This is a genomic window from Alphaproteobacteria bacterium, from assembly GCA_039980135.1.
GTDB lineage: Bacteria > Pseudomonadota > Alphaproteobacteria > UBA6615 > UBA6615 > UBA8079.
On the sequence record JBDXCV010000007.1, the window covers coordinates 45365 to 59899 of the forward strand.

The 14535-nt window shown below is 59.4% G+C and carries 14 protein-coding genes; 10 read left to right on the plus strand and 4 right to left on the minus strand.

Features of this window, described 5'->3' with window-relative positions:
* Positions 1-6 precede the first annotated feature (6 nt).
* Entirely contained in the window at positions 7-348 is a 342-nt protein-coding gene (locus ABJ363_09690; protein MEP4379259.1) for a cytochrome c, read from the minus strand.
* Between the two features lie 167 nt (positions 349-515).
* Here ABJ363_09690 and ABJ363_09695 point away from each other — a divergent pair, with 167 nt between their 5' ends.
* From ABJ363_09695 to ABJ363_09720, 6 genes are all read left to right on the plus strand, one after another.
* Positions 516-773, plus strand: a complete 258-nt coding sequence (locus ABJ363_09695) for a GlsB/YeaQ/YmgE family stress response membrane protein (GenBank protein MEP4379260.1) — start codon at positions 516-518, stop codon at positions 771-773.
* A 106-nt stretch (positions 774-879) separates the two neighbouring features.
* Positions 880-2547, plus strand: a complete 1668-nt coding sequence (locus ABJ363_09700) for a benzoate-CoA ligase family protein (protein MEP4379261.1) — start codon at positions 880-882, stop codon at positions 2545-2547.
* A 12-nt stretch (positions 2548-2559) separates the two neighbouring features.
* Entirely contained in the window at positions 2560-3426 is an 867-nt protein-coding gene (locus tag ABJ363_09705; GenBank protein MEP4379262.1) for an alpha/beta fold hydrolase, read from the plus strand.
* A gap of 60 nt (positions 3427-3486) precedes the next feature.
* On the plus strand, positions 3487-4059 hold the full coding sequence (locus tag ABJ363_09710) for a cupin domain-containing protein (protein ID MEP4379263.1): 573 nt from the start codon (positions 3487-3489) through the stop codon (positions 4057-4059).
* A gap of 40 nt (positions 4060-4099) precedes the next feature.
* Positions 4100-4885, plus strand: coding sequence for an alpha/beta fold hydrolase (locus ABJ363_09715; protein MEP4379264.1), 786 nt, complete (start codon positions 4100-4102; stop codon positions 4883-4885).
* A 28-nt stretch (positions 4886-4913) separates the two neighbouring features.
* Positions 4914-5297 (plus strand): Rid family hydrolase, encoded by a 384-nt coding sequence (locus ABJ363_09720; protein MEP4379265.1) that lies wholly within the window; start codon positions 4914-4916, stop codon positions 5295-5297.
* On the opposite strand, the gene ABJ363_09725 is transcribed toward ABJ363_09720, so the two are convergent.
* Positions 5294-6205 (minus strand): DMT family transporter, encoded by a 912-nt coding sequence (locus ABJ363_09725; protein MEP4379266.1) that lies wholly within the window; start codon positions 6203-6205, stop codon positions 5294-5296. The genes ABJ363_09720 and ABJ363_09725 overlap by 4 nt on opposite strands.
* A 103-nt stretch (positions 6206-6308) precedes the next feature.
* Here ABJ363_09725 and ABJ363_09730 point away from each other — a divergent pair, with 103 nt between their 5' ends.
* From ABJ363_09730 to ABJ363_09740, 3 genes are all read left to right on the plus strand, one after another.
* Positions 6309-7214: an aminotransferase class IV gene (locus ABJ363_09730; protein ID MEP4379267.1), complete on the plus strand. Its 906-nt coding sequence runs from the start codon at positions 6309-6311 to the stop codon at positions 7212-7214.
* Between the two features lie 7 nt (positions 7215-7221).
* Positions 7222-7749 (plus strand): 3-hydroxyanthranilate 3,4-dioxygenase, encoded by a 528-nt coding sequence (locus tag ABJ363_09735; GenBank protein MEP4379268.1) that lies wholly within the window; start codon positions 7222-7224, stop codon positions 7747-7749.
* A gap of 156 nt (positions 7750-7905) precedes the next feature.
* The gene (locus tag ABJ363_09740) at positions 7906-8313 is read left to right on the plus strand and encodes a response regulator (GenBank protein ID MEP4379269.1); all 408 of its coding nucleotides are present in this window, start codon (positions 7906-7908) and stop codon (positions 8311-8313) included.
* Here the strand turns inward: ABJ363_09740 and ABJ363_09745 are convergent.
* Together ABJ363_09745 and ABJ363_09750 are read right to left on the minus strand one after the other, a co-directional pair.
* A complete protein-coding gene (locus tag ABJ363_09745) occupies positions 8285-11197 on the minus strand; it encodes a PAS domain S-box protein (protein ID MEP4379270.1) in 2913 nt (970 codons plus the stop codon). The two genes, ABJ363_09740 and ABJ363_09745, sit on opposite strands and share 29 nt — an antisense overlap.
* Before the next feature lie 112 nt (positions 11198-11309).
* Entirely contained in the window at positions 11310-13622 is a 2313-nt protein-coding gene (locus ABJ363_09750) for a molybdopterin guanine dinucleotide-containing S/N-oxide reductase (GenBank protein MEP4379271.1), read from the minus strand.
* A gap of 104 nt (positions 13623-13726) precedes the next feature.
* Between ABJ363_09750 and ABJ363_09755 the strand changes: the two genes are divergently transcribed.
* Positions 13727-14518 carry an SDR family oxidoreductase gene (locus ABJ363_09755; GenBank protein MEP4379272.1) on the plus strand — a complete coding sequence of 264 codons (792 nt, stop codon included), beginning with the start codon at positions 13727-13729 and terminating at the stop codon, positions 14516-14518.
* Positions 14519-14535 lie beyond the last annotated feature (17 nt).

Genomic DNA, 14535 nt, shown 5'->3' on the forward strand with positions numbered 1-14535 from the left:
CGCAGATCATCCTCCCGGCCGCAACCCCATGATGTAGGCAATCACATCATCCACCTCTTTCTCGCTGAGAATCAGGCTGGGCATGTTGCGATGCGGCGAGTTGAGGAACACCCTCAGCCCAATGGGGGTGACCGATGGCTCGCGCGCGATATTCTCGAACGCCGGCGCAGGATTGCGCGGGTTTGCGGGCCAGTCGCCACCGACAACGTGACAGGCGGCACAAACGCGCTGCGCGAACTTCGCACCGGCGTCGGGGTCACCAACCATCTCCTGGGCCTGTGCGGAACCGAGCCCGAGGATGATGAACATCACCGCGGGCAGGATTTTCCGAGATGCGCCGTCGTTCATTTCATTCTGCGTCCTGAATTCCCAAGGCCAATGCTACTTTGCGATGAATTTCGATATCGCCATTGAGGCAGATCAAGACAGATCGGTTTTGACGCGAGTCGGGCCGGAAAACTAGATTTTGGCATTGCGCCGGAGGGGTGCACGGACAAGGAGAGTTCTCGATGGAAATGGACATTATTTCCTGGCTTGTATTGGGCCTGATTGCCGGTCTGATCGCCAAGTTTCTGATACCCGGAGATGATCCCGGCGGCATCATCGTTACGGTGCTTGTTGGGGCCGCGGGCGGGTTTCTTGGCGGGATCGTCGCACGAACACTCGGTCTTGGAGATGTGGATGGGGTCAATCTTGGCAGCCTTGTCGTCGCGGTCGTCGGCGCCTTCGTTTTACTGATCGCGTTGCGGATCATCATGCGAAAACGCGCCTGAACTTCAGAACATTGTGCGGGCCCCGCCGCCAATCCAACGGCGGGCTTTTCCGTGCGGCGATAGCGCGTCCGGATTGCTATAAATTCTCGGGGGGAGGATTTACGTCATGGCGCAGGATAGTGAGCCGAAGCGGCTTGTCGATGATCCGGTCGGTACCGATACGGCGGGCGCGCGTGAAATCGGATTCTCCGTTCCGGAGCGTTACAACGCGAGCGAAATTCTGTTCCGGAATCTCGATGCCGGCCGTGGCGTTCGGCCCGCCATTCTCACCGCCGAAGTCAAACTGACATATCAGGAATTGTGCGACGTTGCCGCACAGGCGGGGAACGCGCTCCGCGGTTGCGGGCTCCGGCGCGGTGATCGTGTGGCGATGGTGCTGGACGATACGCCGGTCTATCCGGCCGCGTTCTTCGGAGCGGTTCGGGCGGGGTTTGTCCCGGTGTTGATCAACATTCTCTCAACCCCGGATCTGCTCCGTTACTACATCGAAGACAGTGCCGCGCCGGTTGTGATCTGCGAAGCCGGCCTATTGGACACGCTCCGCGAAGCTTTGGAAGAGGGGCCTACGGTAGACCGGGTCATTGTTGCGAATGCGGGCACGAAAGACCGCGCCCACGACGAGACAGTGGCGTCCGTGGCGGCCCATGTGCAGGACTGGGACATGTTCGTCGAGGGTGAGGCGACGGTGCTGGACGCGGCCGACACCCATCGCGACGAGATGGCATTCTGGATGTACAGTTCCGGCAGCACGGGCCGTCCAAAGGGCATCGTGCATCTGCAGCACGATATGCTCTACACGGACCTGAGCTACGGCCGGTCTGTCCTCAGATTGTCGGAAGACGATGTCGTCTATTCGGTGCCCAAGATATTCTTCGCCTACGGGTTCGGAAATTCGATCACGTTTCCCTTTTCGGCGGGTGCCGCGGTGGTCCTCAACGCGGGTCGCCCCGAGCCGGCACCGATCTACGATGCGATCGAGCGGCACAGACCGACCGTGTTCTTCGGGTTGCCGACCCTCTACAACGCGCTGGTTGCGCATGAAGGCGGCGAGGATCGGGACCTGGGGTGCCTGCGCCTGTGCATTTCCGCCGCCGAACCGTTGCCCGAGGAGACCTTCAACGAGTGGCGACGACGCTACGACCTGGACATCGTTGAGGGCCTTGGCTCGACGGAGGTCTTGCACATCTATGTCAGCAATTATCCCGGTGACATCCGTCAGGGTGCGGCCGGGAAGCGCATTCCAGGTTACGAGATCAAACTTGTCGACATGGAGGACGCGCCGGTCGCACCGGGCGAGCCGGGGACCATGTGGGTGCGCGGTGATTCCCAGGCGCCGTTCTACTGGAATCAGCCCGACAAGACGGCCGACACGATGCGTGGCGATTGGATTTATACCGGCGATCGATTTCGGTGCGATGCGGACGGGTTCTACAAATTCGACGGTCGGGCCGATGATCTGATCAAGGTCAGTGGGCAATGGATTTACCCGCTTGAGATCGAGCGTTGCCTCAACGACCATCCCGACGTACAGGAAAGTTGCGTGCTCGGCGTGGCCGCCGACGATGGTCTGATGACCACCAAGGCCTGGGTTGTGATGAAGTCGGATGCCGCGCATGGCGACGGGACGACAAAGAGCTTGCAGGACTTTGTGAAGGCCAAGCTTGTCCCATATAAATATCCGCGCATTGTGGAGTTTCGCAGTGACCTGCCCAAGACGGGGACCGGTAAAATCGATCGGCAAGCCCTGCGCGCGGATGAACCAGGGAATTCTTAGGGGGAACATCAATTGGAACAGAATGTCTCATTCACGTCCGACGGACTGACGCTCGCGGGCGTGGTCCACACGCCCTCGGACCTCGCACCCGGGGAATCGCGCCCGGCATTTCTCGTCCTGCACGGGTTCGGAACCGGCAAGGACGGGTCCACGCCGGAAATCCTGTCGAACATGCTGTGCGAGTGGGGATATGCGGTCATGCGGTTTGATTTCCGCAGCTGCGGAGACAGCGAGGGCGAGACCGGATGGGTGATGTGCGAGGACCAGGTCGAGGATGTGAAGAACGCCGTGACCTGGTTCGCCGAGCAGCCTTATGTAGATGCGGACCGTATCGGCGTGATCGGCCACAGTTTCGGGGCGGCTGTCGCCGTCTATGCGGGCGGTGTGGACAAGCGTATTGCCGCGGTGATTTCGTCCTGTGGCTGGGGCGATGGTGAGAGCAAGTTCCGCCTCCAGCACAAATCCGACGAGGAATGGGCTCGTTTCCAGAATATTCTGACCGAAGGTAAGGCGCACCGTGAGAAGACCGGGGAATCGCTGATGGTCGGGCGATGGGACATCGTCCCGATCCCCGAGCATCTGCGTGGGCATATGGGCAAAAATGTGCTCATGGAGTTCCCGGCCGAGACGGCGCAGAGCATGTATGACTTCCGCGCGAATGATGTAATCGCGGACATCTCTCCGCGCCCGGTGCTTCTGTTTCATGCCGCGGATGATTCCGTCACGCCGACAGACCAGTCGTTGCAGCTCTTCGCGCATTCGAAACAGCCCTGCGACCTGGTCCTCGCGTCGGACGTGGATCATTTCCCGTTTTCGCTGGACAGCACACGCGCACGCGACACGGTCAAAGGCTGGCTGGACACATACTTCCCGGTCTAGTGAGGCTCCGGAATCTCCGCTAGGCTCCCTCTTTCTGAAACGGCAAGAGGGAGCGGAGATATGCCGACCGAGATATTCACGCCGACGGCCGAGGAGATGGACGCGCGCATTGCGCGTTTCGATAAGCTGGAGCCGATGTCGACGACCGATGACCTTGCCTGGGTGCCGCAGGACGCCTGGGAGATATTCTTCGCCCGCAAGATCATGGCGGTGATTCTCGAAGATACGAAGAGCCCGTTCGGCAACCGGGCGCCCATCATCGGTGCGAACGGAACCACCATGTTCATCTCCGTGATGCCGCCGGGGCAGGGACCATGTTTGCACGACCATAATGAAACCTTTGAAACCTTCATGGTGTTGCAGGGTTCGATCGAGTACCGGGTCGGCGATCCCATTGAGCATAAGCGCGTGCTGAACCAGTGGGATGTATTTTCCTGTCCGCCGGGCGTCTACCGGGAATTCAACAATGTGGGTGAGGGGGACGCCGTCCAGCTCACTATTCTCACCGGCCCCATTGAGCGCGATGATGTGACGATGCCCCATTCGGTCAAGGAGCGTGTGACCAAGGAATACGGTGCGAAAGTTGCCGACGCTTTCGGCGAGATCATGCCGTTCGATCCGCCGAAATCCTGATTGTCGCTACAAGCGGACCGATCATCGACGGGGAGGCGTGATGGCCCAGATCGAAGCCAACGGGATAACCCACTATTACGATATCCAGGGCGATGGCCCGCCGTTGTTGCTGGTCGCCGGTATGGGGGGAACCGCGAACTATTGGGCCGAGCAGGTCGCGTTCTTCTCACGCACTCACACCGTCATCTCCTATGATCAGCGCGGTACCGGCCGCACCAGCCATGAACCGGTAGCCAGTATTGAGCAGCTGCGCGACGATCTGCTGGCGCTGCTCGATGCGCTGGGCATTGGATCGCTCGATTATCTGGGTCATTCGACGGGCGGGAACATCGGTCAGATCATCGCGATCGAGAACCCCGAACGTCTTCGCAGGTTGGTGATCTATGCCAGTACCACCCATGGCGATGCCTACCGGTCGAAGGTGTGGCGTGTGCGGCGTTCGATTCTGGAAAACCAGGGCCCGGAGATCTATGGCGATATGACGAGCCTGATGCTCTATCCGCCGGACTGGATTGCAAACAACGCCGCTTTGCTGGAAAAGCAGCAGGCTGCGCAGGTTGCCATGCTGGCGCCGGTTTCGGTCATGACCAGCCGGATCGAGGCGGTCCAGGCGTTCGACCGACGCGATCAGTTGTCGGGTATCGATGTTCCGACCCTCATATTGTGCGCGCGCGACGATCACCAGACCCCAGCCTATTTTTCTACAGCGTTGGCGAAGGCCATCCCGGCGGCCGAATATGTCCTGCTCGAATATGGCGGGCATGCATGTTCCCGGACCGTCCCGGGGGAGTTCAACGAGATTGTCGCGGAATTTTTCGCGCGTTAGTTCATCATTCCAAAAAATGGAGGTCGACATGGCCCATGAAGCGATTATCCCGCTCGGCTCACCGCCACCGCTCGCGCCTTATTCGCCGGGCGTCAGGGTCGGGAACACCATTTATGTTTCGGGCATTCTTGCCATGGATGCTGACGGGAACAGCGTCGGCGTGGGTGACATCAAGGTCCAGACCCGACATGTGATCGAATCCATTCGCAGCGTGGTCGAGGCCGGCGGTGGCACGCTTGCCGATGTCGCATTCAACCAGATTTTTCTTGCGGATCTGGCCGACTATGCCGGGATGAACGAAGTGTATCGCGAATATTTCGGGGACAATCCGCCGGCGCGTTACTGCATCAAGGCGGAGTTGGTGAAACCGGAATTTCTGGTCGAGATTTCATCGACCGCGCACATCGGCTAGCGCGCAGAATTCTTCGGGACGTTCGGTTGGCGCCGTGTACTGGCGCGACCAGCGGCAATAAGGGCACCGACGACGATGAGGACGCCGGCGATCTGGATTATCTCCAGTCGCTGACTCAAGAGAATGTAGGCGGCACCGATGGTGGCGACTGGCTCGATATAGGAAAACAAGGTCGTCTTCACAGGCCCGATCATCTGGATGCCCAGGAAATAGCCGATCAACGCCGCGGCGAAAAACAGGTTGTTGGCGACGAAGCCCCACCAGGCCGTCGATGTGGTCGGCAGCAGAAACTCGCCGCGCACAAGCGTCAGGGCGAGGAACGACAGGGCTGCCGTGGCGGCGACGTAGAGCGTGACCTGGCGCGGGTCGCCGCTTCGGATTACGCGGCTGCTCACCACCGAAACAATGGCCAGTCCCAGGGCCCCGATCGCAGCAAACGTGATGCCGAGCGGATTTAGGGTGTCGCCGCTTACACCGAGTGCGAGTGCGAGACCGGAAAAGGCAACGATAGCGGAGATGATTGTCGTCAGGCGGAGCCGCTCCCAGCCCAGGATCACGATCAGGAACGATGTGATCAGGGGAAACAGGTAGAAAATCAGGATGGCGAGCGGGACCGGGAGGATCTCGATAGCCGCCAGTACCGACCAGGAATATACGACCGTGACGAGGCCCAGAGCGATGGCCGTTACGCCTTCACGCCGGGGCAACATTAGGGGTTTGCCGGTTATGACGAGCACGGCGATGAGGAGCAGGGCGGGCAGAAAATAGCGAACCGTCGAAACCGATAAGGGGTCCGCCCCGCCCGTGTAGGAAAGACCCGCAAGCGTGTTGGACAGCGCAAAGCACACACCAACGCCCAGTACGACGAATATCCCTAGAATTTCACGGCGCAAGTTCAGATCCTTCATTTGGTGCGGCGACACAGCATAGGTGCGCAGCCCATGGAGTCGCAGTACGAATTGTGCTTCCGTGGAAATACAGATTCTGGAGCGAAAGCGAGGAGAGCCTCTGATGAGCGATGACCCACTGATTTATCTCAACGGCGATATTGTCGAGACGGCCGACGCGCGCATTTCGCCGTTCGACAGGGGGTTCCTCTGGGGTGATGGCGTTTACGAGGTAACACCTTGTTTTGGTAACAAGTTATATCGCCTGGATGACCATATCGATCGCCTGTATCGCTCGCTTCGCTATGTGCGGATAGATCCCGGTATGACACCGGCGGAGATGACGGCGGCTACTGAAAAGCTGCTGGCCGCCAATGCGGACCGCCTTGGGGCGAATGCGATGTACCGGGTTGGCCACTGGATAACGCGCGGTGTGGATACGCCGTCGATGCGGGTGCACGCGGCGGGTCCGGGAACGGTCATGATCTTCTTCCGGCCGGTCGATACGGCCGCAATTGCGCGCAATTATGCGAACGGATTGAGGTTCACGGTATCGTCCGTTCGGCGCAACCCGCCAGAGTGTGTGGAGACCCGTGCCAAGGTGACGAGCAAGATGAATCAAATTCTTGCGGAACTGGACGCGGCCACCCGGGACTCCCTGCCGCTGATGCTCGATCTGAACGGGAACATCGCCGAGACGTCCGTGGCGAACTTTTTTCTCGTTCGTGATGGTGTGGTCTGGACCGCGCCGGAAAGGAACATCCTGGAAGGGGTCACACGGAAGGTTCTGTTCGAACTATGTGAGCGGCTGAACATTCCGCTCGTGGAGAAACTTTTCACCATGTACGACGTTGCCCAGGCAGAGGAATGTTTCATTACCTCGAGCGCGATCTGCGCGACGCCGGTTTCGTCTGTGGATGGTTTCACACCCAAGTTCGAAATTCCTGGCCCGATTACGACCCGCCTGATCGATGCATTCGCGGCGGACACCGGATATGATTTCCGGCAGTTCGATGCCGCAGCGGAGTGACGGGGAGATGTCGTCCCTGAAAGCCTTTAACTTCCAGTCATGGATCGAGGAGCATCGCGAGCTTCTGAAGCCGCCGGTCGGGAATGCGGTGGTCTGGCGGGATACCGACTTCATCGTGATGGTGGTCGGGGGGCCGAACCGGCGGACCGACTTTCACGATGATCCCTATGAAGAATTTTTCTATCAGCTCGAAGGCAACATGGTCCTCACGATCATGGAGGACGGACGGCCGCGCGATCTCCCGATCAACGAAGGCGATATATTCTTGCTGCCGCCGCATGTTCGTCACTCGCCGCAACGTCCCGAGCCGGGAAGTGTCGGTCTTGTGGTCGAGCGGCGACGCCCTGACGATCAACTCGATGGGTTCGAATGGTTCTGCGGCGCTTGCGACGAACTGCTGCACCGGGTGGAGTTGCATGTCGGCAACATTGTGAAGGACCTGCCGCCGTTATTTGAGGCGTTCTATAATTCCGAAGAACGGCGCACCTGCAAGGCTTGTGGCACCGTTCATCCGGGGCGCGATAATACCGCATAAGCCACTGTTATTGAACGCTATTATACCATTTTTGGGGGTTTTGCATCGACATTGACCTGAAACCGTAAATTTCTCTTTATCAGGTATGCAATGAGTCTGTAGTTCTATCTATGGGGGTTGTTCGCAAGTTCATCAACACCGTGGAAGGCGAATGCAATGGCTTTGTTGTACGAAAATACTCCACCCGAGGCATCGCGCCGGCGCGCGATTCTCATCGTCGATGACGAGGAACTCCAACGCAATCAACTGGTCGATTGTTTGTCCGACCTCGATGTCGTCATTTTTCAGGCTGGAAACGGCGCCGAGGCCTTGGAGATCATTGATGACCAGATCCCCAGCCTCGTCATCATGGATATCCGAATGCCCGTCATGGATGGCGTGACGACGGTCGACGAACTGTCGCACCGTGGCGGCGAGATGAAAATCATCCTGATGACAGGGGACCCGACGTCGCTCGAGGCGGCCTACAAGCGGCGACCCGATGTGTTCACGATCATAGAGAAGCCGTTGCCGCTTCGCGTCTTGCGGAGATTTGTTATCGAAGCTCTTGGGCTTGGAGAGTAGGTAGACCTTCGGAGGTGTCAACTTCGGCCTCCTGGGTGATTGGCAGTTCCACGGTGAACTCGCAACCGCCTTCGATGTTTTGCGCGACAATTGTGCCGCCCATCGCGTTGACAATTCCGTAGCTCACGGAAAGGCCCAAACCGGTCCCGACTCCCACTTCCTTTGTCGTAAAGAACGGGTCGAAGATGCGTTCGAGGCTCGCGTCGGAGATGCCGCCGCCCGTGTCGCGGACGCGAATGCAAACCACGGCGTCGTCCGTGTTTTCGATCAGACTCACACCGATAGCCCCAATACCGGCGCCGCCATTTTCATTCGGTGCCTGTTCGCGGATGGAATCACGCGCGTTGGTGATCATGTTGATGAGCACCTGTTCCAACTGAGATTCGCTGCCGAGAACGGCATGATTTTCCGAGGGGAACCCGACGTCCAGCTCGATGCCCTCAAGTTCGAGTTGCCCGCGCATCAGTTCCGTTGCATTGCGAACCGCCTGTGCGGGGTCGAATGCAACGAAATCTGACGTGTCCTGGCGGCTAAAGACCCGCATATGCAGGATTATCTTGCCCATCCGACCCGCTTGTTCGCTGATCAGGTTGAGATTTTCCGTCGCATGGTCAAGGTCGGCCGTTCCGGCGTCGGCCCGGATGAGGACGTTGTCGGCGGCCATGCGCATGATGTTCAGTGGCTGGTTCAATTCATGTGCGATCCCGGCTGCCATTTCTCCGACCGTAGCCAGTTTCGACGCCTGCGTGAGCTGTGATTGCAGGGATTTTTGTTCGGTAATGTCGCGGACCAGCGAAATATGCATCGTGCCGGCGGGGCCATCGAACTGCGTCATCGCCACTTCGATAGGAACTTTCGATTGATCCCGGCGGATCCCGATCATCTCTCGTGTCGAGAATTGGGGTCGGGGGCCGACATCCGAACTGCCCGACGGCGATGGATAGGTGATCGGCACCAGATCACGAAGGTTCATGCGGAGCATGGCTTCATGGTCGAAATCGAATATGTCTTCGCTCGCGCGGTTCGCCAAAATGATGTCGCCTTGCGAGTCAGCGACAATGATCCCGTCGGCGGCGTTTTCGAGAACCGTGTCGAGCATCTTCTCGCGTTCGGCGAGTTCCTTTGCGATCAATTCCCGCGAAATCGTGGCGGACAGGATGTTGGCGACGGTTTGCAGAAACGTGACATCATCGTCGGTAAAGTCGCGGTGGGTGCGGTTGTGAATAATCAGAATTCCGCGCGGGGTGTCGTCTTCGCCGGCGATGACCACGCTCGCAGCGGAGACCGTGCCGATATCTTCCATGATCGGGCTCGTCACATCGGGGCCATCCGGATCCCCGCGGTGGAATACGACCGGCATCAGGGCAGGGGCGTCGAACACCGTCTTCAAATGCCGAATGCGGGGTTCCACCGGCCAGCCGATATATTTCCGGCCCGCGTCATTGGCGCCGACGATACTGAACTCCCGGCCTTTGTGCGCGCGTTGGGAAATGAGACAGAAGTCAACGTCCAGAATTGTGCTGATCGTATTGGCGGTATCGTTCAACAGCGTCTTGAAATCCGGCTCGACCAGGGCATGCTGGCCGATATCCATGATCGCCATTTGCTGTTTGATCCGGGCTGCGAGCGCAAGCTCGGCATCCTTCCTGTCGGAAATGTCCTCAATGACCACGATCAGATATGGCTCCTGGGAGCCTGACTGATCGGTCTTCGAGGCGGTGACGGCGACCCAGACGGGTGTGCCGTCCTTTCGGATATATCGTTTTTCCCGGGTGTATGATTCGTCGTTCCCCGCGATCAGTGCCGCGCGCGCCTCGAGGTCGTCCGCCAGGTCCTCGCGGTGTGTGATGTCCCGGAAAGACAGCTGACGCAATTCCGCTTCGGTGTATCCCAATATCTCGCAATACCGTGCATTGATCCGCAGCCAGTGTCCGTCAAACGACAGATGCGCGATGCCGACGGCGGCCTGTTCGAAAGTGGCGCGAAACCGTTCCTCGCGTTCGCGAATTTCTTGAGCGGCGCGGACCTGGTTCGTGATGTCGTACGAGATGCCGCCGACACCGGCCACTTCATTGCTGGAATCGTAAACCGGAAACTTGGTGATACGGATGATAATTTCTTCGCCATTCTTGCCCGGAACGGTGATGTCCGCCGTTTGAGTCGTTTGGGTGCGCAGGACTTCCCGGTCGAAGTCGTCGATCTGGGGGGCCCATGCGGCATCGTGCACTTCCGAAAGCGTTTGCCCGACGACATCCGTAACGGGAATGCCATAGGTCTGTCGGTACGTCGCATTGACGTCCAGCAAATTCCCATTCGGGTCTTTGAGCGTCTGATTGAACGGACTGTTGTCCCAGAATGCGCGCGCGCGTGCCTCGCTTTCTTCGCGCGCCACGTCCGCGCGTTTGAGCTCATCGATGTCTTCAACAATGGCAATGTAGTAGTCCGGATGTCCGTCGGCAGTTCGGGCCAGGGTCGCGGTGACCTTCACCCAAACGATCTGGCCGTCTTTTCGGCTGTATCGTTTCTGTAGCTCGTAGGAATCGATCTCCCCGGCAACGAGTTGCTTATTGAGTTCCTCGTTCCGATCCATATCGTCGTTGAGCGTAAGATCGCGAATACTGCGAACCATCAGTTCTTCGTTCGAGTATCCCGTGATTTCCTGCATTTTTGTGTTCACACGAATCCACCGACCGTCGAGCGTCGAGTGGGTCATGCCGACGGATGCGGTCTCGAACGTGTGCAGGTAGGGCCCAAGCTGGCGCTTGAGACGAATGAACAGGTGCATCGCAACGGCACCCCCGACCAGTATCAGACCGGCCAGTATCAACATGACCAAGTTGGCCGTGCCGCCGTTATTCAGGAACCCGAACAAGTCGAGCGACATTCGCGCTCTCCCGATGGACGAAAGACCGAATCCTAGCCTTCATCCACTCTTGGTATCAACGTCACTATTGTGTGCAACCAAAAGCTGATGTTTTCATTAACCGCAACCCGATTCAGCGCGGTACGGTGCCGGGAGGCTTGTGGGCGGTGACCGGTGGCAACGCACCCTCGAATAGTTCGACGTCCACAAGTGCACTTTGAGCACTCGGGCCCTGACCGAGCTGTGACGTACCGACGTCACGGGTGAGCACATTCGGGTTGCCATGCTTGTCGAGGCTCTGCTCGGCGCCGGGCACCTCCGGATCGTACCAGGCGCCGGTTGCAAGCTGAATTACGCCGGGACGAACTTCCGTCGTAACGTGCACCCCGGCCAGAGTCGCACCGCGGGTATTGAACATCCTTACAATATCGCCGTCGCTGATATTGCGCGCTGCGGCGTCGTCGGGGTGAATCCACACAGGTTCGCGTTGTTGGATCTTGCTGTCCCGGCTGACCCGCCCGTTGTCCAGCTGGCCGTGCAGCCGGGTGCGCGGCTGGTTCGAAATCATGTGCAGCGGAAAAGTCTTCGCCGTATCGGCACCCAACCACTCGGTAGGTTCGCGCCAGACTGCATGGCCCGGGCAATCGTCGTATCCGAACCCGTCGACGACCTCGGAGAAAATCTCGATCTTCCCCGATGGAGAGCTCAGAGCGGCGCCGGCTGGGTCGGCGCGGAATGCTTCGAGCATGACGATCGGTTTTTCGGCCCGCGGGGTCTCGGCATGGCCGGTCTGCCAGAAGTCGTCAAAGGAGGGGAGGGTCAGATCCTGCTCTGCCGCCTGTTGTCGCGCTCGGTCGTAGAGATAGCGCAGCCATTCCGCCTCTTCGCGGCCTTCGGTAAAGATATCCTCGGTACCCGCGCGGCGGGCGAGGCCCCGGAAAATGTCGAAATCGTTGCGCGCGTCACCGACGGGATCGATGGTTTTATCCATTGCCATGATGAAGCGATCTTTCGACGTGGCGCCGATGTCGTTTCGTTCGAGCGTCGTCGTGGACGGCAGCACGATGTCGGAGAATTTGGCGGTGGCCGTCCACCATGGTTCGTTGACGATAATGGTTTCCGGACGCTGCCAGGCCCGCACCAGGCGATTCAGGTCCTGGTGATGGTGGAACGGGTTGCCGCCGCACCAGTAGACCAGCCGGATATCGGGATAGGTGCGTGTCTCCCCGTCAAACTCATACTCACTGCCGGGGTTCAGCAGCATGTCCGAAATGCGCGAGACCGGGATCCATTCCGGACAGGGATTATCACCCGTGGACAGAGACGGTGTGGGGGCCGGGCGCCGGGGGTTGCCCGTATTGCTCATGCTGCCATACCCGAATCCGAAACCGCGCCCGGGCAGACCGATCCCGCCGAGCATCGCGGCGAGTGTCACTGTCATCCAGAAGGGTTGTTCACCATGTTCACCGCGCTGCAGGGACCAATTGGTATTGATGAAGGTCCGTTTCGCGGCCATACGCCGGGCAAGCTCCCGGATCGTATCGGGATCGATCTCGCAGATCGTCGCCGCCCAGTCGGCGTCCTTGGCGACACCGTCGCTCTGCCCGAGAAGATAGGGACGAAATTTCTCGTAACCGTCGCAGTAGCGACCGAGGAACTGATGATCCGCCAGTCCTTCCGTTTCGAGGGTATGCGCCAATGCTAGCATCAGGGCGACGTCGGTATTGGGGCGCAGTGCCAACCAGTCGGCACCAAGATGCGCTGCGACATCGTCGCGGATCGGCGAAACATTGACGATTTCAACGCCGGCATTGACCGCCGCCTTGAGTGAAGGTCCGGATATATGTTCCGCCGGGCCGCCGGACAGCACTTGCATGTTTTTCAGCGGCAACCCGCCGAACGCGACCATGAGTTCGGTGTTCGCGGCGATCGAATCCCAACTCGTATAGTCGGACATCGCGGCACGGGCGGAGCCGAGAATATGCGGCAGGATCGCGTATCCCGCCGCGATCGAATAGGAGTGTTTCTGCGTGGTGAATCCGCCGACCGTATTCAAAAAACGTTGTAGCTGCGTCTTGGCGTGATGGAAGCGCCCAGCGCTCGACCAGCCGTAGGAGCCGCCAAATATGGCGCTGTTGCCGTGTTCGTGCCGGACGCGATCGATCTCCGCGGCGACGATATCGAGCGCTTCGTCCCATGGCACGGCGACGAAAGGCTCGGCACCGCGTTGTTGCCGATTGCCGCCCGGTCCGTTGTCGAGCCAGCCTTTTCGAATCATCGGGCGTGCCACACGGCTTTCGTCATAGACCGCGTCGGGCATGGATTCTATGAGCGGTGAAGGATCGGGGTCTTTGTCGAAGGGCCGTACGCCGACGAACCGGCCTTCGTCTATTTCGGCCGTGAAGGCCCCCCAATGGGAGGAATGTCTGCGCAGGCTACGGGTCATGGATTCATCCTCAAGGTCACGCGAGATTGCCCACGGAAGGGCGGGTCTGTCAAAGCGTGTGAGAGGGCGTACAATCACAAGAAATTTCACTTGGGGAGAGAGTCATGGATGTACGTCTCGACGGGCGCACCGCGTTGATCACCGGCGCGAGCGAAGGTCTCGGTCTGGCGATGGCAAAAAAGTTCGCGGAATCGGGGGCCAATGTGGCGATGGTTTCGCGTTCGGCCGACCGGTTGGAGGCGGGGCGTGAGGAGGTGATGGCCAGCGTCGGCGGGAACAAGGTGAAGGTCGAGGCCGTCCCCTGCGATGTGACCGATACCGATCAGATTGCGGCGATGTGGCAGACGGTCAGCGACAGCCTTGGTGACGTGGATATTCTGATCAACAATGCCGGCCAGCACGCCATCGGACCGTTTCTCGAATGCGATGACGAGCGCTGGCAGGCCGATCTCGATCTCAAGCTGTTCGCGGCTATTCGTCTCGGTCGCCTCGCGATGCCGGGCATGGCGGCACGTAAATGGGGCCGTATCATCAACGTGCTGGCGGTCAGCGCGAAGGCCCCGGGTGCGGGGAGCGCGCCGACCTCCGTATCGCGCGCAGCAGGCATGGCGTTGACCAAGGTCATGGCGGGCGAGGGCGCGCCCGATAATATCCTGGTGAATGCGCTCCTTGTCGGGCTCATCAAATCCGGCCAGCACGAGCGCCGTCATCAGGTACAGGCGCCGGAGAAATCCTACGAGGAGTATATGGCCGGGCGCGGCGCCGGAATTCCGATCGGGCGGGCGGGTGAAGCAGAGGAATTTGCCAACATGGCCTGTTTCCTGGTCTCCGATGCGGGGTCCTATGTGACCGGCTGTGCCATCAACGTGGATGGTGGTCGTTCGCCCGTCGTTTAGGGCACGGTGCCGGATTT